Genomic DNA, 24,554 nt, shown 5'->3' on the forward strand with positions numbered 1-24,554 from the left:
GGCCGTTGGCTTCAGACCAACTCCACTTAAGAAGGAAGACCGAAGATGGCTCGTATCGCCGGCATCGATCTGCCGCCCAACAAGCGCGCGGTGATCTCGCTCCAGTACATCTACGGGATCGGCAACAAGTCCGCGCAAGACATCATTGCTGCGGCGGGCATCGATCCCACGACCCGGACCAAGGACCTCACCGAGGAGCAGGCCCGCAAGATCCGCGAGATCATCGAGGCCAGCTACAAGGTGGAGGGCGACCTCCGGCGCGAAGTCACCATGAACATCAAGCGGCTGATGGACCTGGGTTGCTACCGGGGTCTTCGTCACCGCAAGGGCCTGCCGGTTCGTGGCCAGCGGACCCACACCAACGCGCGTACCCGCAAGGGTCCGAAGCGGGGCATCGTCCGGGCGAAGCCGGCAGCTCCGGCCCGGTAAACGCAGCGCTGGCCCGTAAGGTGCCGGCGTCGATCACCTCCTCCCAGGAGCAGCAATTCACATGGCTGACGAGATCAATACTTCGGCTGCGGCGTCCACGGGCGCCGAGGGCGAGGCCCCTGCCGCGAAGAAGTCGAAGCGCAAGGGCAAGAAGAACATCCTCAACGGCGTGGTCCACATCCAGTCCACGTTCAACAACACCATCATCACGATCACGGACGTGTCCGGGAACGTGATCTCCTGGTCGTCCGCCGGGGCGCGTGGCTTCAAGGGAAGCCGCAAGTCCACCCCGTTCGCGGCGCAGGTGGCCGCTGGCGACGCCGCGGCGAAGGCGATGGAGCACGGCCTGAAGAACGTGTCCGTGTTCGTGAAGGGCCCAGGCGCGGGCCGCGAGTCGGCGCTGCGCGCGCTGGCCGCCGCCGGTCTGAAGATCAACCTCATCCGCGACGTGACGCCCATCCCGCACAACGGATGCCGTCAGCCCAAGCGTCGCCGCGTCTAACCCCTTCGTCAGGGCTGCCCTTACACCCTGGTGTGGGGGCGGCTCCAGATCACCTCTAAGGACCTCTCAATGGCTCGTTACACTGCCAGCGCCTGCCGTATCTGCCGGCGCGAAAACCTGAAGATGTACCTCAAGGGCGACCGTTGCTACACGGACAAGTGCGCCATTGAGCGCCGCCCCTATCCCCCGGGTCAGCACGGCCAGGGCCGCGTGAAGTTCTCCGGCTACGGCGTGCAGCTGCGCGAGAAGCAGAAGGTCAAGCGCATGTACGGCCTGCTAGAGAACCAGTTCCGCGGCTACTACCACCGCGCGTCCGCCGCCAAGGGCAAGACGGGCGACAACCTCCTGCAGCAGCTGGAGCTTCGTCTGGACAACGTGGTGTTCCGCATGGGCTTCGCGGACACGCGCAACGAGGCGCGCCAGCTGGTGCGTCACGGTCACTTCCAGGTGAACGGCCGCAAGGTGAACATCCCCTCGTTCGCCGTGAAGCCGGGCACCGCGGTGGAGGTGGTGGAGAAGAGCCGCAAGGTGCTCCGCATCTCCGAGGCGCTGGAGACGGTGGACCGCCGTGGCATTCCGCAGTGGATCTCCCTGGACAAGAAGGCGTTCAAGGGCACGGTCACCACGGTTCCGAACCGTGAGGATCTGACGATGCCCATCTCCGAGCAGCTCATCGTCGAGCTCTACTCGAAGTAAGCACGCTGGATGTCGCAGTGGACGCCCTGGCCGACGAGGCCGGGGCGTCTTGCTTTCAAGCAGTCGCAGTCCCCGCGTGCGCATCCTCCCGCCAGGCCGGTGGGTAAGTCGGTGGTGCGGCACGAACCGAGGAGCGGTACACCATGGCTGATACGTTCGTTGCGAAGAACTGGCGTGACCTGATCAAGCCCCGTCGCATGGAGGTGGATCAGGACAGCGCCACCCCCACTTACGGTAAGTTCGTCGCGGAGCCGCTCGAGCGCGGTTTCGGTACGACGCTGGGCAACTCGCTCCGCCGGGTGCTGCTGTCGTCGCTGCAGGGCGCCGCCATCACCACCGTCAAGATTGAAGGCGTGGACCATGAGTTCACGACCATCCCCGAGGTGTCCGAGGACGTCACGGACGTCGTGCTGAACCTGAAGGAAGTCCTCCTTCGGATGCACACGAACGAGACGAAGACGCTCCGCATCGAGGCGGAGGGCCCCAAGGAGGTCAAGGCCGGTGACATCATCACCGACCCGGACACCGAGATCCTCAACCCGGGCCACCACATCTGCACCATCTCCGAGGGCGGCAAGCTCCGCATGGAGCTGACCTGCCGCCGCGGCCGTGGTTACACGCCGGCCAACGTGAACAAGGTCGCCGGTTCGCCCATCGGCACCATCCCCATCGACTCGCTGTTCTCGCCCATCCGCAAGGTGAACTACCAGGTCACCAACGCGCGCGTCGGTCAGGTCACGGACTTCGACAAGCTGTCGCTCGAGGTCTGGACGGACGGCTCCGTGTCTCCACAGGACGCGGTGGCGTACGCGGCGAAGATCATCAAGGAGCAGCTCACCGTCTTCGTGAACTTCGACGAGACGGAGGAGCCCGTCGTCGCCGAGGCGCCGAAGGAAGAGGCGAAGCTGAACGAGAACCTGTTCCGCTCGGTGGATGAGCTCGAGCTGTCGGTCCGCTCGGCGAACTGCCTGCAGCAGGCGAACATCAAGTCCATTGGCGACCTCGTGCAGCGCACCGAGGCCGAGATGCTCAAGACGAAGAACTTCGGCCGCAAGTCTCTGAAGGAGATCAAGGAGATCCTCGCGGAGATGGGCTTGTCGCTGGGCATGAAGCTGGAGAACTGGCCGCCGAAGCAGGCGCCGGCTCCCGCGCAGCCGAAGGCGTAGTAGGGTTCACGCAGGGCCTCCCCACGTGGCCGCGGTACGGCGGTCAGCGGCGCGAGGGGAGGGGGCTGGGACGTCTTCCGGTCCGAATGACAGTGGCGGGCCTCGTGCCGGGTCCGCCCATCCCACCCGGTACCTGATACGGCCGGAGTGGTGGAGTCCTCACCAGGACTCCGGAGCACGACGATGCGCCATAAGGTCGGACAGAGGAAGCTTCACCGCAGCACGAGCCACCGGCTCGCGATGCTCAACAACATGGTGACCTCGCTGCTGGAGCACCAGGCCATCCGCACCACGCTTCCCAAGGCCAAGGAGGCCCGGAAGATCGCGGAGCGGATCATCACCCTGGGCAAGCGTGGCGGCCTCGCCAACGTTCGCCTGGCGGCTCGTACGGTCAAGGACCGCGACGTGCTGCAGAAGGTGTTCGGCGAGTACAAGGACCGGTACGCCAGCCGTCCCGGTGGCTACACCCGCATCGTTCGGCTCGGCTTCCGCCGGGGCGACGCCGCGGAGATGGCCCTCCTGGAGCTCGTGGACCGGCCGGAGAAGGCCGCTCCCGTCGACACCGAGGCGGCTGCGCCTGCGGAAGAGACGAAGGCGGAGTAGTCCGGTACGGACTGCATACCTGGCCCCTTCGCGAGAAGGGGCTGGGAGCAACGCGAGGGCGCGCTTCCGAGAGGAAGGGCGCCCTTCGTGTTTCCACGGCGGACTACTGCTGCGGCTTGTGAATGCGCTCCCAGGCGGCGTTGAGGTCCGCTGTGAGGTCCGCGCTGTCATCCCGGCTGCGCATCTGGATGGACTGGAAGCGGAGGTCCGCGGGCGCGGCGCCGCTGGAGCCCATCAACTGCTTGGGGGTGATGGTGATGAACTCACCTGGGGCCACCGTCAGCACCGCCGCCTGGTACTGACCGTTGACGGTGAGGGTGACGTCGTACCAGGGCTCCTTGCTCTCGTTCCAGATGGTGACCGAGGGCCGGTCCAACCTGTCACTGAGCACCAGGCGCGCGTCCATGTCCCCCTTGCGCACCGTACTGCCCGGGCACGCAATGGCCAGGCTCGTCACCGTCATCACCAGCCAGCCGGCGATGATGGACGCCTTGTATTTGAAGAAGCGGTCGCTCCGTCGGAAATCCGCGACCAGCTCCTTGAGGATGGAGACGCCATTGAGGAGGTGGTTCGACGCATCTCCCGCCAGGCGTTTCCCCAGCGGGCCGTCTGGCTTCTCCTTCACGAGCGGCTCGGCGCGCGCGGCGGACATCACCCGCAGGTTGGACTGGCTGGGTGCGCGCGGCATGCCGGGGCTCGTCGGCGTGCGCGGCTGAGAGCCAGACGGAGACGCCGCCCGAGGAGGCTGCGTTCCAGGCTGGGAGGGCTTGCGACCGTCGCTCATCGGACAACGAGTGTAGAGGGCTGGGCCTGTGGATGGCTACTGTGCCTTGAGTTGCTGAAGCGCGCGTGACGCCACCGCGTTTTCAGGCTGGGTCTCCAGCACCTTCATCAGCCAACGCTCGGCCTCGCTGGCCGCAGTCTTCCGCGCCTCGGGGCGCGAGGCCTTCATCGCCTGCTCGGTGTAGAGCAACCCCAGCCGCAGGCTGAACTCCATGTTCTCCGGGTCCTTTTCGACCACGCGGCGCAGCTCGCGCTCGGCGGCGGCGAAGTCACCTTCCAGTTGGTACACGAGCGCCAGCTTGCCTCGCATAGCCACGGCTTCCGGTGCCAGTGCGGTGGCCACGGTGAAGGACTCGCGGGCGGCCGTGAGGTCCCTGCGCTCCAGGTGGATGTCACCCAGGTGGAACCACGCGGTCTCCAGCAGCGGATGGAGCGCCACGGCTTTCTCGAAGGAGACTCGGGCCGCGTCGGGGCGCTGGCGCGCCAGGTAGAGCTCGCCCAGATAGAAGTGGTTCTTGCCGTCGCGGGGGGCGCGTTCGATGGCCTGCTTGAACTCATCCACCGCGCGACCCGCGTCATCCAGGCGTTGGTAGGCCAGGCCCAGCAGGGCGTGCACCACCGCCACGTCCGGGTAGTCGAGCAGGATCTCCTCGAAGGCGAGGATGGCGTGTTGGGGCGCATCCAGGTCCTTCAGATAGCGCATGCCTTCTTCCAGCTTGGCCTCGGCGGCCTTCGGGAAGCCGGAGAACGGATCCGCGATCTGCTCCATCAATGCCCGCGCGGTGGTGACGTCGGCCGCCGTGGGCTGGCCCCGCACCACCGTGCCCAGGGCTTCCACGGCTCCGGGCGCGTCTCCCGTGCGGTGCAGCGCCTTGGCCAACGGCAGGCGCCAGGCGGTGCGGGCTGGCTCCAACGCCGTGGCGCGTCGCAGGGGCCCGAGCGCCTCCGTGTACTGTTCGGACTCCAACTGCGCGAGCCCCAGCCGGTAGTGGAACTCCGCGGTGTCCGGTGCCAGGGTGGCGGCGCGCTCGAAGGCGGCGACGCTGGGCGCCCCCGCGTCGCGAGCGCGTGAGAAGAGGGCGAGGCCCAGCATGTACTGGTCGACCGCGCGCTCACCCGCCGCGATTCGCTTCTGGAGCTCCGCGATCCACGCGTCCGTCTGCCCCGCCTTCACGTAGGCCTCGGTGAGCGAGCGCGCCACGTCCAGGTCGTCCGGCGTCTGCCGGTGCAGGTCCGTCAGCAGCCTCAGGGCCTTCGTGGGCTGATGCTCGTCCAGGTAGGCCCGCGCCTGGGAGAGCGGATCAGTGGGGCGCGCCTTGGCGGAGTTGGAGGAGGTGGTGCTGCAACCAGTCAGGAGGCCCACGCCGAGTACCGCGGCGCGAATCCAGGGACGGGAACGGAGGTGGCGAATGGTCATCTCGGAGAGGCGTCTCAGGGGGAGGAGAGGGCTCGGGCGCGCGCGTCGCTGACGCCCTCGGCGCCCGCGGCGGCCACGGCGTCATCCACGTCGCCGCCCTTGCCCCCGAGGGACAGGCTGTCCGCGATGATGACGGCGCGGACGGCTCGGGCCAGCCCTTCGCGGTCGTTCTCGGCGAACGTGGTCGTGTCGATGGGCTTGCCAATCTTCACGCGGATGGGACCGGGGGTGATGTTCCAGGTGGACTTGGGCATCAGGTCGCCGGAGCCCTCGATGGTGACGGGGCAGACGGGGACGCGGGCCTTCAGCGCCAGGGCGAAGGGGCCCTTCTTGAAGGGCAGGACGCGGCCGTCCGTCGAGCGGGTGCCTTCCGGATACAGGAAGATGCTGGTGCCGCCGCGAATCTTGGCCGCTGCCGCGTTGAGCGAGGCGATGGCCTTGGAGCGGTTGGACCGGTTGATGAAAACGTGGCCTGCGAGCGCGAGGTACCAGCCGATAAGGGGCACCCACTTGAGCTGCGTCTTGGCGACGTAGCGGAAAGGGATGGGGACGGCCAGGAAGTGCGCCGGGATGTCGATGGTGGACTGGTGGTTGGCCACGTAGATGGTGGGCCGATTCGGGTCCACGTTCTCCTGGCCGATGACTTCCAGCTTCGCGCCCCCTGCCCACAGCAGCACGGGCGACCAGAGCTCGCGCGCCACCCAGACGGAGCGCGATGGGTTGAGCGTGAGCAGCATCGCCAAGATGGCAAGGGGGAAACAGAAGAGCGTCCAGACGCCCGCCACGAAAATGCAAAAGAGCTTGCGCATCCCTCAGCCCGCCTCCTGGGGGCCGATGTTCAGGGCCGGAAGGTGCCCGGGCCCGCGGGCTTGCCCGCCGAAGCTCCCTGGCCAGACGGTCAGGCGGCGACTCCCACGAGGGAGGACGGCGGCACCTGTCACGCGTTGGACGGGACGACGGGGGGGCATGCACTTCTTCTACCACGTCCTACCTACACGTTGTTTCTGGTGCGCGCCGCTCGGCGGGGTTACAAGCAGGGGTGGTGTGGCCAGGAAAAAGTTCATCGCCATCGCGGGCAACATCGGCGCCGGAAAGACGGAGCTGACGTCCTTCCTCTGCCGGAAGTACGGGTTGACGCCCTCCTTCGAACCCAACGACCAGAACCCCTATCTGGCGGACTTCTACAAGGACATGAAGACGTGGGCGTTCCGCTCACAGCTCTTCTTCTTGACGCACAAGTTCCGCCTGCACCGGGAGCTGGAGCGCACCTCGGGGACGGTGCTTCAGGACCGCACCCTCTATGAGGACGCGGAGATTTTCGCCAAGAACCTCCACCGGCAGCGGCTCATCGACAAGCGGGACTGGAAGACGTACTGCGAGCTGTACGAGACGATTTCGGAGTCGTTGCGGCCCCCCGACCTGATGATCTACCTCCGCTGCCCAGTGCAGACGATTCGTGAGCGCATCCGCATCCGTGGCCGGGCCATGGAGCGGGACATCCCCACCCGCTACCTGCAGCGCCTCAATGCCCTCTATGAGGAGTGGTTCGAGGGCTACCGCCTGTCGCCGGTGCTCGTGCTTCCCACGGACAAGCTCGACTATTTGACCAACCTGGTGGACCGCGTGGACCTCTTCCGGCAGATCGAGAAGCACCTGTGATGGAGGTCTACCTGCTGGCGACGGAGCAGGAGGGCCCGGCTCCCCTCGATGCACTGCGCACGTCCTTCGCGAACGATGAGGTGGAGTTCACCCCGGACGCGGACGGCGAGGGTTTCACCCTGCGGGCGGACGGCTCCGAGGTGCTGGTGCGTCTGACGCGGGGCTCCGAGGGACTGCCGCGCTTCCGCAAGGAGGTGTTCAGCGGCAGCCCGGATGCCTTCGAGCGGCTGGGGCGCGCCAAGGCCTACTACCACCTGTCCGTGGAGCCGGGCGGGGCGCAGCCCACGCTGCCTGTTTTCGAGGCCCTGTGGGCCGTGCGCACGCTGCTGGAGCACGTGCAGGGCGTGCTGGTGGACCTCACCGCCTTCAAGCTCCACGAGCCCGACGACGTGGCGGAAATCACGGAGCTGGACTTCGACATCCGCGACCATGTCCACCTCCATGCCGTGGAGGCGACGGAGGGGGACACGCCCCTGTGGGTGCACTCGCACGGGATGGAGAAGTTCGGGGCCCGGGACCTGGAAATCTTCCACCTGGCCGAGAAGGACCTGCTGGCCGCGGAGAGCTTCCTTCACGAGCTGTGCACCGACCTGGCCTTTGGACAGGGGCCGGCGCTGCGCACCCAGGTGGGTACCAGCGAGGGGCAGGTCTTCACGCTCGTGCCCTCGGAAGAGGCCCGCGCCAACCTGCTGGGCGTCCCCCTGGACACCTTCGAGGGCCATGAGGGGCTCTTCCTCACCGTGGTGTCCCCGCTGGGCCGGCACAACACGTCCCAGCTCCTGGAGCCCTACCGTGAGCGCTTCGAGAAGGAGCCGGAGGAGCAGACCCAGGCCATGCGGCGGGAGGCCCAACTGGTGCTCCCGTCCTTCCTGGCGCGCTTCCAGCGCAAGGGCCTGATGGAGCCGCTCACCTTCCTGGTGCGTGCTCCTTTCGATACCCATCCCGAAGGGAACACCGTCACGGAGAACCTGTGGCTGGAGGTCATGGGCCGGGACGAGGGCTCCGTGGTGGGCAAGCTCGTTGATGGCGCGGTGCATACAACCGAGTGGCGCAAGGGTGCCCACGTAGAGGTCGCGGAGACCCAGGTCAATGCGCTGGCCATCAGCCGGGAAGGCCGGGCGTTGGACGAGCGGGAACTCCGTGAACTCCTGAACGCCGAACGGCCGATGTAGCAAGCGGCGCCGGGGGCCTTGCCCAGCCATCGCGGGGCGCTAGGCTCCGCGCCCCATGCCCGCCCTCCTGCTGCTCACCGGTCCTTCCGCGGGGCGTCGTCACGACGTGCTCGCGGAGGCGACGATTGGCCGCAGTCCCTCGTGTGAAATCCCGCTGGATGACCATCAGGTCTCCCGCAAGCACGCGCTGATTTCCGTTCTCGACGGGCAGGCGCGCATCCGCGACTTGCGCTCGCGCAACGGGACGTTCGTCAACGGCGAGCGCCTCGTGGATGAGGTGGTGCTCAAGCCCGGTGACCAGGTGCGCGTGGGCGTGACGACGGCCCTCTTCGAGCCGCCCCCGGTGACCCTGGTGGCCGATGGGCCGGAGAAGATGGGGCAGGTGCCCATCGAGGAAGTGCTGCCTCACGTGGGCGCGGCGGCGGCGATGTACTCGGCGGGCATCGCCCTGCTGGGCGCGACGAGTGGCGCCCTGGTGCTGCGGCGCCTGGCGGATGAGGTCGCGCACGCACTCAATGCCGACCGCGCGGCCGCGCTGCTGGGCAGCAGTGATGGCTTGCTCACCGCGGCGGTGGCGGGCGCGGAGGCGCTGACGATGCCGCGCGCGCTGGCGCAGGCCGCGCTGGAGCGCAAGGAGTTGGTCCAGACGGATGACGTCCTCTGCGCGCCCCTGGTCGCCTCAGGCGGCATGCCCTTCGGCGTGCTGTACGTGACGCGGGCGGAGCCGAAGTTCAGTGAGGGCGAGGGCCAGTTGCTCGCGGCGCTGGGACGGTTGGGGGGCGAGGCCTACACCACCGTGCGCTCCCGCGTGGATGCGGAGCCGCCCGTGGCCGCGCTCTCCGGGACGTCCCGGCCGCTGCGGGCCTTGCTGGAGCTGGCGCGCCGGGTGGCCGCCAGCGCCGCGCCGGTGGTGATTCATGGCGAGCCGGGCGTGGGCAAGGCGCTGCTGGCTCGCTTCGTCCATGCGCGTTCGCCTCGGGCCCTGGGGCCTTTCATCGTGGTGGACTGCCGGGAGCCGGCCGATGCCGTGGAGGAGGCGCTGTTCGGCAGGGCCAGCGCGCCCGGGCAGCCGCCTGTCGTATCCGCGCTGCTGCGCGCGGATGGGGGCTCGCTGGTGCTGCTCCACGTGGAGTCGCTCGCGCGGCCTGCTTCGGAGCGGCTGGCGAGGGCCCTGGCGCGCCGTTCAGCGCCCGCGCGGCAAGGCGGCGAGGAGCCCGTGGACGTTCGGGTGCTGGCCACCGCGCCCGCGTCGGTGTCGTTGCTGGCGGCGCGCGGCGACGTGGAGGCCTCGTTGGCTCGGGCGCTGTCGGGCTTCGAGTTGGACGCCCCGCCCATCCGCGAGCGGCGCGCGGACGTGCTGCCGCTGCTGGAGCAGTTCGCGGCGCGCGCGGCCCGCCGGATTCGCAAGGAGCCACCGACGCTCAGTCCCGAGGCCCGGCGGCTGCTGACGGAGTACGGGTGGCCGCAGAACCTGCGGGAGCTGGAGCTGGTGGGGGAGCGCCTGGGCCTGCTGTACGCGGCGAGCCGAGTGGGCGCGCTGCAACTGCCCCCGGAGTTCCAGGAGGGCGGCGACGAGGGCGCGAAGACGTTGCAGGGACGCGTGGCCCGGCTGGAGCGCGATGCCATCGCCGAGGCCCTGCGCGAGGCGTCGGGAAAGAAGGTCCGCGCCGCGGCGCTGCTCGGCATCAGCCGGCCCACGCTGGACAAGAAGATTGAGGAGTACGGGCTCGCGGTGGAGCGGGGGCGCCGGGAGTGAGTCAGGCCCCGGCGCCTACGACTTCCGCCGGCTGAGCAGCACGCCGGAGAGGACGAGCCCCGCTCCGAGCACCTGCATCCAGGTGGGCTGCTCTCCACGCACGGCCCACGCCGTGAGGGCGGCCACCACGGGGATGCCCGTGTTGTAGAGCCCCGCGCGGCTGCTGCCCACCTTCTGCACGGTGCGGCCCCAGGTGAAGTACGCGAGCACCAGCGGCACCAGCGCCGAGTACACGACGCCCGCCCAGGCGCCGGCGCGGATGTTCTCGGTCTCCAGCCGCAGCAGCTCGGGCACGCCCACGAGCACCACGCCCGGTGCGCCCGTGAGCATGCTGATGGCGGTGATGCGCAGCGCGGACACCTCCGGACCCACGGTGCGGATGCCCACCGTGTAGATGGCCCAGCAGAGGCTCGCGCCGACGATGAGCCCGTCGCCAATCAAGGACGCTCCATGTTCGGACGCGCCGCGTCCCCCCAGCACCAGCAGCATCCCCACCACGCCCAGCGCCAGTGCCGCGATGAGCGGGCGGGTGAGCCGATCCACGCCGAACACGGCGCCAAGCGTGGCCACCAGCACCGGCGTCACCGCTGTCAGCATCCCGCTGTTCGCCACCGAGGTGTTCGCCAAGCCGACGATGAAGCACACCTGGTACACGGTGTTGCCCACCAGCCCGAGCCCCAGCAGCTTGAGGAACACCGGGCGCGGAAGCGGCTTCCAGCCTTCGACGCCGAGGAGCAGCGCGCCCATGGCCAACGCCGCGATGGTGAAGCGCAGCGACATGAAGGCCAGGGGAGGGAGCGTCTCCATCGCCTCCTTCACCACTGTGTAGTTGGTGCCCCAGGCAATCACGACGCCGACGATGGCCAGGTCGGACGCGGAGATGCCGCGTGAGGGGGCGGGCACAACGGCGGTGGTGGGCGTGGACACGGCGGCAGGGGAATAGGCCCGAGGGGTCGCGCGCGCAAGCCGACGTTTGGAGCCGGGCATGCTAAACGCCAGGGCATGGACCTACGCTTTTCGGAAGAGGTGCGCCGCGCGCTCGAGGCCGGCCAACCGCTGGTGGCCCTGGAGACGAGTGTCGTGGCCCAGGGCCTTCCGTATCCGGACAACCTGGCCGCGGCCCGGGCGTGTGAGGAGGCCATTCGTCGCGCTGGCGCCGTTCCCGCCGCCACCGCCATCATCGACGGGCAGTTGTGCGTCGGGCTGGAGGAGCCGGAGATGCGCCGGCTGGCGGAGGGCAAGGAACGCCTGCTCAAGGTGGCGTCTCGGGACTTCGCCGTCGCCATGGCCACGCGCGCCACGGGAGGCACCACCGTGAGCGCCACGTGTGAGATGGCCGCCGCCGCGGGCATTCGTGTCTTCTCCACCGGTGGTATTGGGGGCGTGCACCGCGGGGCGTCGGAGCACTTCGACATCTCCCAGGACATCGCCGCGCTGGCGCGCTTCCCCGTCGCCGTGGTGTGCGCGGGCGCCAAGTCCGTGTTGGACCTGCCCAAGACGATGGAGCTGCTCGAGACGGCCGGCGTGCCCGTCATCGGCGTGGGGACGGACGAGTTGCCGTCGTTCTACAGCCGGGGTTCTGGCATCCCCCTGGAGCACCGCGCGGATGACGTGGACACGGCCGCCCGCATCGCCCGCGCCCGCTTCGAGTCGCTGAAGCAGGGTGGGGTGCTCTACACCGTGCCTCCGCCCGAGGAGACGTCCCTGCCTCGCAACGAGGTGGAGTTGCACATCGCCGCGACGCTCGCCGACGCGGACCGGCAGGGCATCCGCGGCAAGGCCGTGACGCCCTTCCTCCTGTCGGAAATGGCGAAGCGCACCGGGGGCAAGACGCTCAAGGCCAACCTGGCGCTGCTCACCAACAACGCGCGCTTCGCCGGTCAGCTCGCCGTGGCGTACGCACGCGCGAGCTGAGTACCCGGACGTGGGCCGTCGCTACCGCTGGAACCAGCGCACCAGCTCTTCCAGCTCGCGGCGGTCCACTTCGTCGAAGGCGTTCTTGTGCTCGGAGTCGATGTCGAGCACGGCCAGCAGCTCGCGGTTGCGGCCGAACACGGGGACGACGATTTCCGATGCCGAGCGCCCGTCACAGGTGATGTGGCCCGGGAAGGCGTGGACGTCCGCCACCACCACCGACTCGCCCTTCGCCGCGGAGGCACCGCACACGCCCTTGCCGAACGGGATTTCCAGGCACCCGAGCGTGCCTTGGTAAGGGCCCACCCGCAGCAGCCGGCCCGGCGTGACGACGCGGTAGAATCCCGTCCACAGGTGCCCGAAGGCGTGGTGCAGCAGGCAGCTCATGGTGGCCATGCCGGTGATGTCGTCGTCGATGCCCTCGAGCACCGCGCGGACATGCTGCTTCAGCTCGGCGTAGGCTTCGGCCTTGGGCATGCCGCGCAGATCCAGGGTGACTTCCGCCATGATGGGACCTCGCAAGGCGACCTCCCGCGAGCATCAGGCCCCGGTAGGGTCAGCGTCCCATCCATAGCTTGATTCGCTTTCCGCCGCACAGGAGCCGACATGGATTCGCTCATCCTCGATTCGAATACCTGGCTGCTCGTTCTCACGGGCGCGGGAGTCTCCGCTGAAAGCGGAGTTCCCACCTTCCGCGGGATGAGCGGACTCTGGGAGGACCAACCCGTGGAGGCCGTGGCGTCGCCCGAGGGCTTCCGGAAGGACCCGGCGCTGGTGTGGCGCTTCTATTCGGAGCGCCGCAAGGCCGCCGCCGCCGTCCACCCCAACCCGGGCCACGAGGCGCTCGTCGCCTGGGAACGCCACCTGGGGGACCGCTTCCTGCTCGCCACCCAGAACGTCGATGGCCTGCACACGCGCGCTGGAAGTCAGCGGGTGGTGGAGATGCACGGCAACCTCTTCAAGACGCGCTGCAGCCGCTGCGGGCGGCCCCCGTTCGAGGACGCCACCGTGTACCCCGCAGGGGCGGTGCCCGAGTGCGACGCGTGTGGAAAGCTGCTGCGGCCCCACATCGTCTGGTTCGGCGAATACCTGGACCCGGCGGACATCCAGCGCATCGAGGACTTCTCGCTGCGGGCCGCCACTTCGGGTGGACGCTTCGTCTTTCTGGCGGCGGGGACCTCTGGCGCCGTGTACCCGGCCGCTGGAATCGTGGACCAGGTGCGCAAGGCGGGCGGGAAGACGTGGCTCGTCAACCTGGACCCGGCGGAGAACTCCAACCGCTTCGAGCACCGCATCGTGGACAAGAGCGGGGAAGTCCTCCCGACCCTCGCGAAGCTCGCCTGACGCGGGGGGCGGAAGGACAGGGGGCACCGCGGTGCTTCCGCGTGCCCCCGTAGCGACTATTCGAAGACGGAGATGTCAGGCCCGGACGGGCTCGCCGGCTTCGGCGGGGGGCGCGGCGAACGCCCGGGGGCCGCGGCTCGCACGGGCTCCAGCACCACGTTCGCCGACTGCGTATCCCCGGCCACCCGGCGCAGGTTGAGCGTGAGCTCCTTGTCCTGGTGCCCCGGCAAGCGGAAGCTGAACGAGTGCACCTTGTCGCGGCGGAGCTGGAGCTTCGTGGGCGTGGTGCCCACCATCTCCTCGCCTTCGTAGATGGATGCGCCGGACGGCGTCGAATCGAGGCTCACCGTGAGGACGGACGCCTCCTCGGGCGTTCCCGTCGTGCCGGTCGCGGTCTGCGTCGTCGCTGGTGGAGCGTCGCGGGGGACGTTCACCACCACCGGCGTCGCGGGGGCGCTGCCGCCCGGTTTGCCCAGGACCACGGCCGCGCCAATGCCCAGCAGGACCAGCGGCACGGCGACCAGGGCCACCTTCTTGCCGGTGGACATGCCCTCCGGCTCGGGAGGCGGGGGCGGAGGAGGCGGCGCGGACCGGGACGTCTGCGAGCGGACGCGGCTGGGAGAGGACGACGAGCCGCTCGCGCCGCCCTGGGGCCTGGCGACGACGACGTTGGAGGGCGTGGCGCCTCGGCCCAGGCTCGGCGCGGCGCCCACCCGCGAGGAGCGGATGCCGCTCTGGCTCCCCTGACGGCTGGAACGGCTGCGGCTGTTGCTGCCGCGCTCGCTGGCGCTGGGGACGCCGCCGCTCGGCATGGCGTCGAGCTCCTCGGAGGTGAGGTCCGCCACGGTGTCCAGCATCGCGTCGATGAACTCCTGCGCGTTCTGGTACCGGTCCTCCTTCTCCGGGGCGAGCGCCTTCTTGAAGAAGGCATCCAGCGCGGCTGGCACGGGGGCGCCCTGGCGCTTGGTGTTGACGGCGGGCACCGCCTGGGTGAGCGACGCCGTCAGCGCCTTGCGCACCGTGTTCGCGCCGAAGGGCGAGCTGCCGGTGAGGCAGAAGTAGAGCACGCCGGCCATGGAGTAGAGGTCGGAGCGCTGGTCCACGGACTCGCCGCCGGCCTGCTCGGGCGGCATGTACTGGGGCGTGCCCAGCACCTGTCCGGTCGAGGTGAGCTGCTCCTCCTCCTCGGACTCCATGGCCTTCACCAGCCCGAAGTCCAGCACCTTGACGAAGTCCTGGCCGCTGAGCTGCTGCACCATGATGTTGTGTGGCTTCAGGTCGCGGTGGACACAACCCTCCGCGTGCGCGTGCGCCAGGCCCTGGGACGCCTGCTCCACGAGGCTCAAGGCCCGTCGCAGGGACATGGGGCCCTGGCGCTTCACCGTCTCCTTCAGGCTTTCGCCTTCCAGGAGCTCCATCACGTAGTAGCAGGTGCCGTCCGGCGACCGGCCGAAGTCGAAGATGGTGATGACGTTGGGGTGCCGCAGTCGGCTGGCGAGCTCCGCCTCCCGGCGAAAGCGCTCGAAGAACTGGGGGGCGGCGGCCAGCGACGGGTTGAGCGTCTTCACCGCCACCGGGCGTTGCACGGACGTCTGGGTGGCGCGGAACACCATGCCCATGCCGCCCTGGCCCAGGACGCTTTCGATTTTATAACGGCCGTCGAGCACCTGGCCGAGGAGCTGGAGGCCCTGGCCTGAACAGAGGTGGTCGACGCCGTCGGTGCTTCCGCAATGGGGACAGGGGGCAGCCATGTGGGGCCAGAGTATAGACAGGCCCCGGCCCAACCCGGAAAGCCCCTGTAGGGCCCCAGAGCGAACGGGCGGGCACATCCGACATTCCCGAGGGGCTCGCGGGCTGTTACATCCCCGGCGCCATGAGCCTCGTCATCGCCCAGGACCTCTGTCTCTCCTACGGAAAGAAGGTCCTCTTCGATCAGGACAGTTTCACACTGGGTCCCAGGGACCGGGTGGGCCTCGTAGGGGCCAACGGGACGGGTAAGAGCTCGCTGATGAAAATCCTGGCGGGCGTGTCCCAGGCCGACTCGGGGACGGTGCAATACAGCCGCAAGGCCCGAGCGGGCTACCTGCCGCAGGAAATCGCCGGGTTGCCGGATGGCACCGTGGTGGAGGCGGTGATGAGCACCGTGCCCGGCCGCGATGCCATGGAGGCGCGCCTCAAGGAGACGGAGGCTGCGCTCGCCGCCGCCACGGACGAGGAGGACCAGCTGGAGCTGTCCCAGTCCCTGGCGGACCTGCATGCGGAGCTGGACGACTTCGAGAACCGCTACGGCCGCCACCACGCCGAGCGCATCCTCAAGGGTCTGGGCTTCCGCGACACGGACCTGGCCAAGCCCACCTCCGCGCTGTCCGGCGGCTGGCGGATGCGCGCGGCCCTGGCGGGACTGCTGCTCCAGGACCCCGACCTGCTCCTGTTGGACGAGCCCACCAACCACCTGGACGTGCCCACGCTCACGTGGTTCGACGACTTCATGCGCCGCTCCAACAAGGCGCTGGTGCTCATCTCCCACGACAAGGACTTCCTCAACCGGCAGATCAACCGGGTGGTGTCCCTGGAAGTGGAGGGCGTGCGCGAGTACGCGGGGAACTACGACGAATACAAGCGCCTGCGCGCGGAGGAGAAGGAGCTGTTGAGGGCCCGCGCCGAGAAGGTGGAGTCGCGCCGCGCGGAGCTGCAGGGCTTCATCGACCGCTTCGGCGCCAAGGCCACCAAGGCGCGTCAGGCCCAGAGCCGCGCCAAGATGTTGGAGAAGCTGGAGAAGGTGCAGGTCCTGGAGGAGCGGACGTCGATGAAGTTCCGCTTCCCCGAGGTCGAGCGGAGCGGGCGCGACGTGGTGACGCTGGAGGGCATCACCAAACGGTACGGCGCGCAGACCATCTACGACGGCCTCACCGGGCGCGTGGAGCGTGGGCAGCGCATCGCCGTGGTGGGCGCGAACGGCGCGGGCAAGACGACACTCCTGAAGATGGTCGCTGGCGAGCTGGCGCCGGACACCGGGACGGTGACGCTGGGGCACAACGTGGTGGTGGGCTATTACGCGCAGCACCACGCGGACAAGCTGAACCGGCAGAACACCATCATCGAAGAGGTGCGCCCGCTGGCCGCGGACAAGCCGGAGAGCTACGTGCGCGGCGTGCTGGGCGCGTTCCTCTTCAGCGGCGATGAGGTGGAGAAGCCCATTGGCGTGCTGAGTGGTGGTGAGCGCGCGCGGGTGGCGCTGGCCAAGCTGTTGCTGGTGCCGTCCAACTTCCTGCTGATGGACGAGCCCACCAACCACCTGGACCTGGACTCGGCCGAGATGCTGATTGAAGCGCTGAAGGGCTACGGCGGCACGTTGCTGTTCGTCAGCCACAGCCGGAGCTTCATCAACGGCCTGGCGTCGCACGTGTGGGAGGTCGCGGATGGGAAGCTCACGCCGCATCCGGGCAACCTGGACGACTACCTGTACCACCAGCAGAAGCTCCAGCAGGCGGCGGCGGAGGCCTCGGCCCTGGCGGCGGGCCAGGCGCGGGGTGAGAAGGTGGCCTCCGGGCCGATGACGGAGAAGGACCGCAAGCGGCTGGAGGCGGAGGCGCGCCAGCGCCGCAGCGTGGTGGAGGGGCCCCTCAAGAAGGAAATTGCGAAGCTGGAGGCGCGCATCGCCGAGGTGGAGGCCGGACAGAAGGAGCGCGAGGCGCAGCTCGCGGACCCGGCCCTCTACAACGACTTCGCGCGCGCCAAGCCGCTGATGGACACGCACCGCGCGAGCAAGGAGGAGCTGGAAGACCTCTATGCCCGCTGGGAGGCTGCGCAGGAGAAGCTGGCCGAGGCGTCCGCGTCACTGGGATGAGGGCCGCGCGGCGCTCGCCCGGCTCATCGGGTGAGCATCCGGTGGAGCAGCCACATCAAGCCCTCGGAGGCGTACCCGGCCAGGTTGAAGGTCTGGCCTCCGCGCCGGGTGGGGACGAACATCGGGATGTCATGGCTGCTGAACGTTTCCCTGTAGGGGGTGGCGCCACTGGGCGCGCAGCTCCCGCAGTAGAGGCGCTCCTCCGCGACGAAGCCGTGCTCCAGCCGGAGCTTGCGCCGGCACGCGGTACAGCAGGGGGGCCCTTCGAGCCGCACCGTGGCGCGGGCATCCAGCGGCTCATCGCGGTACGTCTCCACGGCGTCTTGCAGTTGCTGGAGCTCGCCCTCATCCAGGGCCACGCCCGCGCAGCCCGAGCACACCTCCATGGTGACCCCGAACACCTCCACCACGGGCAGGGGTGCGCGGCCACAGCGTGGACACGTGGGCGCGCGGGTGCCGCAGTGTGTGCACTCCGGGACGAACTGGAGCTCGCCCTGACAGCCCTTGCAGCAGCCTGGGCGGTTCTTCGCGCGTCGCAGGAGCGCGTCCGACACGGAGCCGCCCATGACTTTCGTGAGCGCTTCGCCCTCGAACCACACCGCGCCGCACGCGCCACATGTCTCCAGGGGAAGCTCACTGCTGGGCGTGAGCTGCATCGAGTTCTGGCAGAAGGGGCATGCGCTCATGGGGATGACCTATAGGCGCTCTCCCCCAGGGGCGAAAGCAGCAATGTCTGGAAGGTGCGTTCCCCAGGTGCACCGCCCGGTGTCGCTACGCGCGGAGCCGCTTGCGGCGCTCCCGCTTGGCGCGGCCGTCCACATGCGATGGCTTGCCCGCATCACGCAGTTCGTCGGACACGGGCAATGACTGCGACGGCCGCTTCCCGGCGGGCAGGCCGTCCACGGAGCTGGCCTCCGCGGGTGGCTGCTCGGTGGGGAGGGCGGGGAGGCGGATGACGAACGTGGTGCCCTCGCCCATCTTGCTTTGCACGGAGATGCTGCCGCCGTGGTTCTTCACGATGCGTTGGCAGATGGCCAGCCCCAGGCCGGTGCCTTTCTGCTTCGTCGTGTAGAACGGCACGAAGATGTGCGGGTGCTGGTCCGAAGGAATGCCGGGCCCGTTGTCGGACACCCGCACCTCTACGAACTCGGCGCCGGCGCTGCGCAGCTCACCGAAGCGCTCCGGCTTCTCCGTGCGCACGCTGATGCGGCCCTCGCGCGTCTCGAGCGCCTGCACGGCGTTCTGCACCAGGTTGATGAGCACCTGCTTGAGCTGCTCCGCGTCGCCGTCCACGCGCGGCAGCATCAAGTCCAACTCCACGGCCAGGTGGAGGTTGGATGGCACGTCGTTCTGGATGAGCCGCATGGTGCGCGTGACCACCTCGTTGAGGTCGGTGGTGCCAAAGCTCTGCTTCAGCGGGCGCGCGTAGTCGAGGAACGCCGTCACCACGCCGTTGAGCCGGTTGACCTCCTCGACGATGACTTCGAGGAACTCGGCGTCTTCGCCCTGGTAGTGCACCGGGTCCAGGCACTGCGCCGCGCCCTTGATGGCGCCCAGCGGATTGCGAATCTCATGCGCGAGACCCGCCGCCATCTCACCCAGCGCGGCCAGGCGGTCCCGCTCGCGAATCTTCTCGTAGAGCTTGGAGTTCTCCAGCACCGTCGCCAGCCGCTCCGCCACCTCCAGGATGATGGCGATTTCGTCGGACGCGAAGGCCTCCGGCACCCGTTCGTCCCACAGGTTGAGGAACCCGATGACGCGGTCATTGCCCATCAGCGGCACGGCGATGCCAGCCTTCACCTGCACCAGCGCCGTGCGCGTGTCGTTGAGCCGCTTGAGCTCGTCCCGGTAGCGCTTGCCCTCCACCGCCTGCAGCCGCATGGTGGCCATGCGGCGCTCCACGTTCTCTCGCAGCACCGCCTTCTGTCCGCTGGCCGCCGCGAAGAGGAGGCCGCGTGCCACCGCCGTGTCCAGGAAGGCCACCGGCAGCGGGCCGCGTGAGTCCAGCAGCCGGTACCCGGGCCGGTCCTCCGCCAGCAGGTACACGGAGGCGTGCGTGACGCGGCCCGTCTCGTGGAGCGTGTCCAGCACCAGCCGGGCCAGCTCGGAAATCTCGATGACATTCGCGATGCGCACGCGCAGCGCGCCCAGCGAGTCCAGGAGGGCGAAGCGCTCGCGGAAGAAGATGCGCACCACCATCTCCTCCACCTTCACCTTCAGCGGCTCCAGCAGGATGAGGATGACGAACGCAGCCACCACCGTGTTGAAGAGGAAGAGGCCGGTGTTCTCCTTGCCCCACGCCGTCAGCACCGTGAAGACGGCGGCCAGGATGCTGGCCAGCACCGTCTGCGAGGCAATCTTGCCCAGCAGCTCGTGCAGGTCCATCAGCCGCAGGCGCAGCAGCGTGTGGGCCAGGAAGAACAGGTACAGCGTGGAGAAGACCGACCCCAGCGTGGGGAAGGGGATGCCGAAGCTGACCAGGAAATCCAGCGCGGAGAAGAGGATGGCCGCGCCCGCGCCACTGGCCAGATACGCCAGCCGGAACTTCTCGATGCGCGACTCCGTGGTGCGGACCCGGTGGAGCAGCAATGAACCGTAGGTCAGCAGCGTGCCCAGCACCCACACGCCCATGCCCACCCGGGCCCAGAGCTTGTCGGCCAGGGGGGTGACAGCCACGGTCAGCCCCAGGACGGCGGACAGCAGGGCGAGCCGGCGGCCCACCAGGTTCGTCCCCTTGCTGACCCCCAGGAACTCCAGGAAGAAGGCTACGGCCGCGCCCGGCACCAGGGAACCCACCAGGATGGTGGCGCCCACGAAGATGCGGGATGTCCACGGGTAGTCGCCGGCCGGGAAGACGCTGTGAAAGAAGAGCGAAAGGTAGTAGCCGGCCACCGTCAGCGCGAAGACGGAGTACAGCGTCAGTACCCTGGGCCTGCCGGGCCGCAGCAACATGGACACGCCCAGGGCGAGCCCGATGATGGATGCCAGCAGCGCGCTCTGTGTCCGGATGTCCATGAGGAGGCGGACAGTCTAACCTGTGTCAGCCTCCGGAAATTTTCCATGACCTGCCGGTTGTCCTGGGGCGAGCCCGCGCGCATCTCCCTGGGACCCAGCCCCCGCGTATGAAGCCCTTCCTTTCCAAGCTCGCCGTCGCCGCCTCCGCGCTCCTGATGACCGCGCAGGCACCCGCCCCGAAGGCGGTTTCGTCCACCCCGGCCGAGCCCGAGGCGTCCGAAGCGCCGGCCCAGCACCCCAGCAACGCGCCTTCAGAGGCGCAGTTGTCGCCCCCTCCCGACTCGGAGAAGGCGCCGCTTCCGGTGGGCTACGTGGAGGTGCTCAACCCCGCCTTCCCCAATGCCGCGCCGCCCACACCGGTGGTGCACCGGGGCCGCCGCTACGCGCTGGAGGACCTGGCGCCTTACTTCGGCGAGGGCAAGAAGAAGGAGGCCCGTGACGCGTTCGACCGTGGACAGTACACGCGCGCCCGCGAGCTGCTGAAGGACGAGGGCGACAGCCCGCCGGTGCGCTACCTGCGCGCCCTGGCCGCCGTCCGCGCCGGCGATGACGCGTCCGCCGCCAAGGAATTCGCCGCGCTGGTCCCGGACTATCCCGCGCTGAAGGACCGCTGCCTGACGCATGGCGGCGTGGCGCTGGAGAGCCTGCGCCGCTTCGATGAGGCCGCGGTGCTGCTGGAGCAGGTGCCACCCGAGTCCAAGCTGTACGTGGACGCGCGGCTGGCCCTGTCGCGCGTGCTGCGCAAGAAGAAGGACGCGGCGGGCGCCATGGCCGCGCTGGAGCCGCTCACGTCGCGCGCGGCGCCCAGCTGGGGCCGCAACGTGGGCGCCGAGGCGCTGATGGCCATCGCCGACATCGCCGCGGAGAAGAAGGACAAGGCCGCCGAGCGCGCCGCGCTGTGGCGCCTGTGGGCCGCGCACCCGCTGTCCGCCTTGTCGAAGCAGGCCGAGAAGCGCCTCAAGGGGCAGACGCCGCCCGTCGATGCGAGGGTGGGGCGTGGCGAGGCGCTGGTGGAGCTGCACCGGAACAAGGCCGGCCTGGAGCAGTTGGAGCCGCTGCTGCCGAAGCTGGCGCTTCCGGACCCGCTGGCCTGCCGCGCGCACTTCGCCTTCGGCAAGGGCATGCGCAAGGAGCGCCAGCACACGCGCGCCATCCAGGTGCTGACGCCCGTGGCGGAGAAGTGCCAGGACCGCGACCTGCTGGCGCGCGTGCTGTACGTGCTCGGCTCGTCGCGCTCCATCGTCGACCAGGCGCGGGGCACGGAGACCTACGAGCGGCTGGCGCGCGAGTTCCCGGACCACTCGTTCGCGGATGACGGCCTCTTCTACGCGGCCGACCTCTACCTGAAGACGGGCCGTCCGAAGGAGGCCATGGCCCGCCTGGACACGCTGGCCCGGCTGTACCCGCAGGGGGACTTCCTGGGCGAGGCGCTCTTCAAGGCGTTCTGGATTGCTCGCACCACGGGCGTGGAGGACTCCGGCCTGTCGTTCCTGGACCGCATCGAGGCGCAGTTCGCCAAGGCGGACGAGAGCTACGACGTGGAGCGCGCGCGCTACTGGCGGGCGCGGACGATGCAAGAGAAGGGCAACATCCAGGGCGCGGCGGAGCTGTTCGAGAAGCTCTCCGTGGACCACCCGGCGACCTACTACGGGCTGATGGCGCGCTCGCAGCTGGCGAAGGTGGACCCGCCACGGCTGGAGAAGGTGTCCGCCGAAATCTTCGCCGTGCCCGAGGCCGCCAGCCCCTGGCCGCTGTTCGCCGGCCCCATGGGCGAGGACCCGCACTTCCGCGCGGGCGTGGAGCTGTACCGCCTGGGCTTCAAGGAAGCCGTGTCGTCCGAGATGCTGGCCGTCAACCGGACCAATCTGCCCGCGGAGTCCGTGCGCCTGCTGGTGCTGGTGCTGCACGAGGCCGGGGACGAGCGCTCCGCCCACGCGGTGGCGCGGCTCGCCCTGCGCAAGGACTTGAGCGGGCGCATCACTCCGGAGACGCGCGTGGTGTGGGAGGTGGCCTATCCCAACGCCTTCCGCGACAGCATCGAGAAGCACACCGCGGACGCGGGCGTGGAGCCGGACCTGCTCCAGGCGTTGATGCGGGAGGAGAGCGCGCTGGACCCCAAGGCGCTCTCGTGGGCGGGAGCGATGGGCCTCACCCAGTTGATGCCGTCCACCGCGAAGGGCGTGGCGCGCGAGCTGAAGCTCAAGCGCTTCAGCGTGGACCAGTTGCTCCAGCCCGACCTCAACATCCGCATGGGGGCCCACTATCTTGGCGGCTTGCTCAAGCGCTTCAACGGGCACACGCCCTATGCGGTGGGCAGCTACAACGCCGGTCCCGGCGCGGTGAATCGTTGGAGGTCCGACAGGCCGGACCTGGCGCTGGACGCATGGGTGGAGGAAATCCCCATCTCCGAGACACGCGGTTACATCAAGCGCGTGCTGCGCTCCTTCAACACGTACCAACTGCTGTACGGACGGGCGCCCAAGCTGCCGGTGCTCAAGAGCGCCGCGAAGTAGGTGCGCTGCAGCCATCCGGGCGCCTGCTGGGTGGTGTCGGTGGAGAATTCGTGCGGAATGGGGCGCGGACGCCGCGGGTTATGTCCACGCCCGGAAAAAGGGTGCCTGCGTGTGGGGGACCCCCTATGCAACTGGCCGGAAACGTGACACATGGCCAAGGCCGCACCCTCACACGGCGTGGCAACCAGCTCAATTCATGAAGCTGGTAGAGAAAGACGAAGAGAAGCGTAATGGCGACTGGTACCGTGAAGTGGTTCAACGATGCGAAGGGCTTTGGGTTCATCATGCAGGACGGCGGCGGCGAGGACCTCTTCTGCCACCACACTGCGATTCAGACCCAGGGCTTCCGCACGCTGCAGGAAGGCCAGAAGGTCGAGTTCGACGTGGCCCGTGGCCCCAAGGGCCTGCAGGCTCAGAACGTTCGCCCGGTCTGAGTACCTACTGAGCGCTCATAGCGCTTAGTCCGAAGGCTCAGTCTCCCCGAGGGAGGCTGGGCCTTTTCCTTTTGTCACCCCGATGTTCCAGGGCGCGCCTGGAACTTGCCCGGCGGCTCCCCTAGACTCGGGGCATGGGCGCCCCGTCGAACAGTGGAGACGGTGGGAAGAATGCGCTCTTGCGCGCGCTCCCCTCCGTCGAGCAGCTCCTGCGGCGCCCGTCGCTGGAACCCCTGTTGAGCGGAGTCCCCAGGGCCCGCGCCGTGGCCGCGCTCCGGCTGGCGGTGGACCGGGCCCGGGGCCGGTTGGTGGCGTCGGGCGGGCCGGGCTTCGAGGATGCGGACGTCCAGCACGCCCTGGACACGCTGGCCACACCGGGGCTGCGGCCCGTGCTCAACGCCACCGGGGTGGTGCTGCACACCAACCTGGGACGCGCACCCCTGGCGGCCTCGGCCGTGGCGCGCGTGGCGGAGGTGGCTCGGGGGTACTCCAACCTCGAGTACGACCTGGATGAGGGAGAGCGGGGCAGTCGCTACGCGCCGTTGGTGGGGCTGCTGCGCTCGCTGACGGGCGCGGAGGACGCGGTCGTCGTCAACAACTGCGCGGGCGCGGTGCTGCTGGTGCTGGCGGCGTTGGCGTCCGGCCGCGAGTGCGTGGTGTCGCGCGGTGAGCTGGTGGAGATTGGCGGCGGCTTCCGCGTCCCGGAGGTGATGCGACAGTCGGGCGCGAAGCTGGTGGAGGTGGGCACCACCAACCGGACGCGGCTGTCGGATTACTCGGCGGCGCTGGGCCCGGAGTCGGCGCTGCTGGTGAAGGTGCACCGCTCCAACTTCGCGTTGGTGGGCTTCACGGAAGAGGTGGAGGTCGCGGAGCTCTCGGCGTTGGGCCGCGCGCGCGGCGTGCCGGTGTTCCAGGACCTGGGCGCGGGCGCGCTGGTGCCGCTGAAGGGCGAGGGCCTGAGCCGGGAGCTCACGGTGGCCCAGGCCGTGGCGGCGGGCGCGGACGTGGTCGCCTTTTCGGGAGACAAGCTGTTGGGAGGACCCCAGGCGGGAGTCGTGGTGGGCCGGTCTGTGCTGCTGGCACGCATCAAGGCTCATCCGCTCATGCGGGCCCTGCGGGTGGACAAGCTGACGGTCGCCGCGCTTGAAGCCACCCTGGCGCTGTACCGGGATGGCCGGGCGGAAGAGGTTCCGGTGCATCGCCTGCTTGCCCAGTCGCCGGAAGACCTGCGCGCCCGAGCGGTACGGCTGCAAGGCCTGCTGGCGGGGCAGGGTGTGCGTGCGCGGGTGGCCAGCGTGGAGGGG

22 protein-coding genes are annotated in these 24,554 nt (G+C 69.1%); 14 read left to right on the forward strand and 8 right to left on the reverse strand.

Annotation, left to right across the window (positions count from 1 at the left end):
- The first annotated feature begins 45 nt into the window (after positions 1-45).
- The 5 genes from rpsM (at position 46) to rplQ (ending at position 3,396) form a co-directional block, all read left to right on the forward strand.
- Complete coding sequence (gene rpsM, locus FMQ63_RS29345; protein ID WP_011553358.1) at positions 46-429, forward strand: 30S ribosomal protein S13; 384 nt, start codon at positions 46-48, stop codon at positions 427-429.
- Positions 430-490: 61 nt separating this feature from the next.
- Positions 491-931, forward strand: a complete 441-nt coding sequence (gene rpsK, locus FMQ63_RS29350; RefSeq protein ID WP_011553359.1) for a 30S ribosomal protein S11 — start codon at positions 491-493, stop codon at positions 929-931.
- Between the two features lie 69 nt (positions 932-1,000).
- Positions 1,001-1,627, forward strand: coding sequence for a 30S ribosomal protein S4 (rpsD, locus tag FMQ63_RS29355; protein WP_011553360.1), 627 nt, complete (start codon positions 1,001-1,003; stop codon positions 1,625-1,627).
- A gap of 143 nt (positions 1,628-1,770) precedes the next feature.
- On the forward strand, positions 1,771-2,793 hold the full coding sequence (locus tag FMQ63_RS29360; RefSeq protein ID WP_011553361.1) for a DNA-directed RNA polymerase subunit alpha: 1,023 nt from the start codon (positions 1,771-1,773) through the stop codon (positions 2,791-2,793).
- A 183-nt stretch (positions 2,794-2,976) separates the two neighbouring features.
- Complete coding sequence (gene rplQ / locus FMQ63_RS29365; protein ID WP_011553362.1) at positions 2,977-3,396, forward strand: 50S ribosomal protein L17; 420 nt, start codon at positions 2,977-2,979, stop codon at positions 3,394-3,396.
- A gap of 103 nt (positions 3,397-3,499) precedes the next feature.
- Here the strand turns inward: rplQ and FMQ63_RS29370 are convergent, their stop codons facing one another.
- The 3 genes from FMQ63_RS29370 to FMQ63_RS29380 all read right to left on the reverse strand — a co-directional run bounded on the left by FMQ63_RS29370 (position 3,500) and on the right by FMQ63_RS29380 (position 6,405).
- Positions 3,500-4,084, reverse strand: coding sequence for a hypothetical protein (locus FMQ63_RS29370; protein ID WP_225909245.1), 585 nt, complete (start codon positions 4,082-4,084; stop codon positions 3,500-3,502).
- A 132-nt stretch (positions 4,085-4,216) separates the two neighbouring features.
- The gene (locus tag FMQ63_RS29375) at positions 4,217-5,596 is read right to left on the reverse strand and encodes a lipopolysaccharide assembly protein LapB (protein WP_011553364.1); all 1,380 of its coding nucleotides are present in this window, start codon (positions 5,594-5,596) and stop codon (positions 4,217-4,219) included.
- Positions 5,597-5,610: 14 nt separating this feature from the next.
- A complete protein-coding gene (locus FMQ63_RS29380) occupies positions 5,611-6,405 on the reverse strand; it encodes a 1-acyl-sn-glycerol-3-phosphate acyltransferase (RefSeq protein ID WP_011553365.1) in 795 nt (264 codons plus the stop codon).
- 235 nt (positions 6,406-6,640) lie between these two features.
- Between FMQ63_RS29380 and FMQ63_RS29385 the strand changes: the two genes are divergently transcribed.
- The 3 genes from FMQ63_RS29385 to FMQ63_RS29395 are packed head-to-tail and all read left to right on the forward strand — an operon-like array spanning position 6,641 to position 10,183.
- Entirely contained in the window at positions 6,641-7,255 is a 615-nt protein-coding gene (locus FMQ63_RS29385; RefSeq protein WP_011553366.1) for a deoxynucleoside kinase, read from the forward strand.
- On the forward strand, positions 7,252-8,427 hold the full coding sequence (locus FMQ63_RS29390) for a hypothetical protein (RefSeq protein ID WP_011553367.1): 1,176 nt from the start codon (positions 7,252-7,254) through the stop codon (positions 8,425-8,427). The genes FMQ63_RS29385 and FMQ63_RS29390 overlap by 4 nt, the downstream gene beginning before the upstream one ends.
- 55 nt (positions 8,428-8,482) lie before the next feature.
- Positions 8,483-10,183 (forward strand): sigma-54-dependent Fis family transcriptional regulator, encoded by a 1,701-nt coding sequence (locus FMQ63_RS29395; RefSeq protein WP_011553368.1) that lies wholly within the window; start codon positions 8,483-8,485, stop codon positions 10,181-10,183.
- A gap of 15 nt (positions 10,184-10,198) precedes the next feature.
- On the opposite strand, the gene FMQ63_RS29400 is transcribed toward FMQ63_RS29395, so the two are convergent.
- A complete protein-coding gene (locus FMQ63_RS29400) occupies positions 10,199-11,110 on the reverse strand; it encodes a DMT family transporter (protein ID WP_011553369.1) in 912 nt (303 codons plus the stop codon).
- A 75-nt stretch (positions 11,111-11,185) separates the two neighbouring features.
- Here FMQ63_RS29400 and FMQ63_RS29405 point away from each other — a divergent pair, with 75 nt between their 5' ends.
- Positions 11,186-12,097: a pseudouridine-5'-phosphate glycosidase gene (locus tag FMQ63_RS29405; protein WP_011553370.1), complete on the forward strand. Its 912-nt coding sequence runs from the start codon at positions 11,186-11,188 to the stop codon at positions 12,095-12,097.
- Between the two features lie 21 nt (positions 12,098-12,118).
- On the opposite strand, the gene FMQ63_RS29410 is transcribed toward FMQ63_RS29405, so the two are convergent.
- Positions 12,119-12,604, reverse strand: a complete 486-nt coding sequence (locus FMQ63_RS29410) for a GAF domain-containing protein (protein WP_011553371.1) — start codon at positions 12,602-12,604, stop codon at positions 12,119-12,121.
- Between the two features lie 99 nt (positions 12,605-12,703).
- Here FMQ63_RS29410 and FMQ63_RS29415 point away from each other — a divergent pair, with 99 nt between their 5' ends.
- The gene (locus FMQ63_RS29415; RefSeq protein ID WP_011553372.1) at positions 12,704-13,441 is read left to right on the forward strand and encodes an NAD-dependent deacylase; all 738 of its coding nucleotides are present in this window, start codon (positions 12,704-12,706) and stop codon (positions 13,439-13,441) included.
- 56 nt (positions 13,442-13,497) lie between these two features.
- On the opposite strand, the gene FMQ63_RS29420 is transcribed toward FMQ63_RS29415, so the two are convergent.
- Positions 13,498-15,192 carry a serine/threonine-protein kinase gene (locus FMQ63_RS29420; protein WP_074960190.1) on the reverse strand — a complete coding sequence of 565 codons (1,695 nt, stop codon included), beginning with the start codon at positions 15,190-15,192 and terminating at the stop codon, positions 13,498-13,500.
- Positions 15,193-15,314: 122 nt separating this feature from the next.
- Between FMQ63_RS29420 and FMQ63_RS29425 the strand changes: the two genes are divergently transcribed.
- Positions 15,315-17,288, forward strand: a complete 1,974-nt coding sequence (locus tag FMQ63_RS29425) for an ABC-F family ATP-binding cassette domain-containing protein (protein ID WP_011553374.1) — start codon at positions 15,315-15,317, stop codon at positions 17,286-17,288.
- 23 nt (positions 17,289-17,311) lie between these two features.
- Here FMQ63_RS29425 and FMQ63_RS29430 read toward each other — a convergent pair whose 3' ends face one another.
- Complete coding sequence (locus FMQ63_RS29430; RefSeq protein ID WP_011553375.1) at positions 17,312-17,974, reverse strand: zf-TFIIB domain-containing protein; 663 nt, start codon at positions 17,972-17,974, stop codon at positions 17,312-17,314.
- A gap of 85 nt (positions 17,975-18,059) precedes the next feature.
- On the reverse strand, positions 18,060-20,303 hold the full coding sequence (locus FMQ63_RS29435) for a sensor histidine kinase (protein WP_011553377.1): 2,244 nt from the start codon (positions 20,301-20,303) through the stop codon (positions 18,060-18,062).
- A gap of 107 nt (positions 20,304-20,410) precedes the next feature.
- Between FMQ63_RS29435 and FMQ63_RS29440 the strand changes: the two genes are divergently transcribed.
- The 3 genes from FMQ63_RS29440 to selA form a co-directional block, all read left to right on the forward strand.
- A complete protein-coding gene (locus FMQ63_RS29440) occupies positions 20,411-22,816 on the forward strand; it encodes a transglycosylase SLT domain-containing protein (protein WP_011553378.1) in 2,406 nt (801 codons plus the stop codon).
- 230 nt (positions 22,817-23,046) lie between these two features.
- A complete protein-coding gene (locus FMQ63_RS29445) occupies positions 23,047-23,250 on the forward strand; it encodes a cold-shock protein (RefSeq protein ID WP_011553379.1) in 204 nt (67 codons plus the stop codon).
- Between the two features lie 134 nt (positions 23,251-23,384).
- Positions 23,385-24,554 (forward strand): L-seryl-tRNA(Sec) selenium transferase (gene selA, locus FMQ63_RS29450; RefSeq protein WP_141276807.1); only part of this gene is annotated, 1,170 nt, incomplete at its 3' end.

This window comes from Myxococcus sp. CA005, from assembly GCF_006518205.1.
Taxonomy (GTDB): Bacteria; Myxococcota; Myxococcia; order Myxococcales; family Myxococcaceae; genus Myxococcus; species Myxococcus xanthus.

Excerpts from the sequence above, each read along its gene's own strand:
- FMQ63_RS29395 (WP_011553368.1), top strand. The coding sequence starts at position 8,483 with ATGCCCGCCCTCCTGCTGCTCACCGGTCCTTCCGCGGGGCGTCGTCAC.
- FMQ63_RS29435 (WP_011553377.1), bottom strand. The coding sequence starts at position 20,303 with ATGGACATCCGGACACAGAGCGCGCTGCTGGCATCCATCATCGGGCTC.
- FMQ63_RS29440 (WP_011553378.1), top strand. The coding sequence starts at position 20,411 with ATGAAGCCCTTCCTTTCCAAGCTCGCCGTCGCCGCCTCCGCGCTCCTG.
- rplQ (WP_011553362.1), top strand. The coding sequence starts at position 2,977 with ATGCGCCATAAGGTCGGACAGAGGAAGCTTCACCGCAGCACGAGCCAC.
- rpsD (WP_011553360.1), top strand. The coding sequence starts at position 1,001 with ATGGCTCGTTACACTGCCAGCGCCTGCCGTATCTGCCGGCGCGAAAAC.
- FMQ63_RS29425 (WP_011553374.1), top strand. The coding sequence starts at position 15,315 with ATGAGCCTCGTCATCGCCCAGGACCTCTGTCTCTCCTACGGAAAGAAG.
- FMQ63_RS29430 (WP_011553375.1), bottom strand. The coding sequence starts at position 17,974 with ATGAGCGCATGCCCCTTCTGCCAGAACTCGATGCAGCTCACGCCCAGC.
- rpsM (WP_011553358.1), top strand. The coding sequence starts at position 46 with ATGGCTCGTATCGCCGGCATCGATCTGCCGCCCAACAAGCGCGCGGTG.
- FMQ63_RS29445 (WP_011553379.1), top strand. The coding sequence starts at position 23,047 with ATGGCGACTGGTACCGTGAAGTGGTTCAACGATGCGAAGGGCTTTGGG.
- FMQ63_RS29360 (WP_011553361.1), top strand. The coding sequence starts at position 1,771 with ATGGCTGATACGTTCGTTGCGAAGAACTGGCGTGACCTGATCAAGCCC.
- rpsK (WP_011553359.1), top strand. The coding sequence starts at position 491 with ATGGCTGACGAGATCAATACTTCGGCTGCGGCGTCCACGGGCGCCGAG.
- FMQ63_RS29380 (WP_011553365.1), bottom strand. The coding sequence starts at position 6,405 with ATGCGCAAGCTCTTTTGCATTTTCGTGGCGGGCGTCTGGACGCTCTTC.
- FMQ63_RS29375 (WP_011553364.1), bottom strand. The coding sequence starts at position 5,596 with ATGACCATTCGCCACCTCCGTTCCCGTCCCTGGATTCGCGCCGCGGTA.
- FMQ63_RS29405 (WP_011553370.1), top strand. The coding sequence starts at position 11,186 with ATGGACCTACGCTTTTCGGAAGAGGTGCGCCGCGCGCTCGAGGCCGGC.
- FMQ63_RS29370 (WP_225909245.1), bottom strand. The coding sequence starts at position 4,084 with ATGCCGCGCGCACCCAGCCAGTCCAACCTGCGGGTGATGTCCGCCGCG.
- FMQ63_RS29415 (WP_011553372.1), top strand. The coding sequence starts at position 12,704 with ATGGATTCGCTCATCCTCGATTCGAATACCTGGCTGCTCGTTCTCACG.
- FMQ63_RS29410 (WP_011553371.1), bottom strand. The coding sequence starts at position 12,604 with ATGGCGGAAGTCACCCTGGATCTGCGCGGCATGCCCAAGGCCGAAGCC.
- FMQ63_RS29420 (WP_074960190.1), bottom strand. The coding sequence starts at position 15,192 with ATGGCTGCCCCCTGTCCCCATTGCGGAAGCACCGACGGCGTCGACCAC.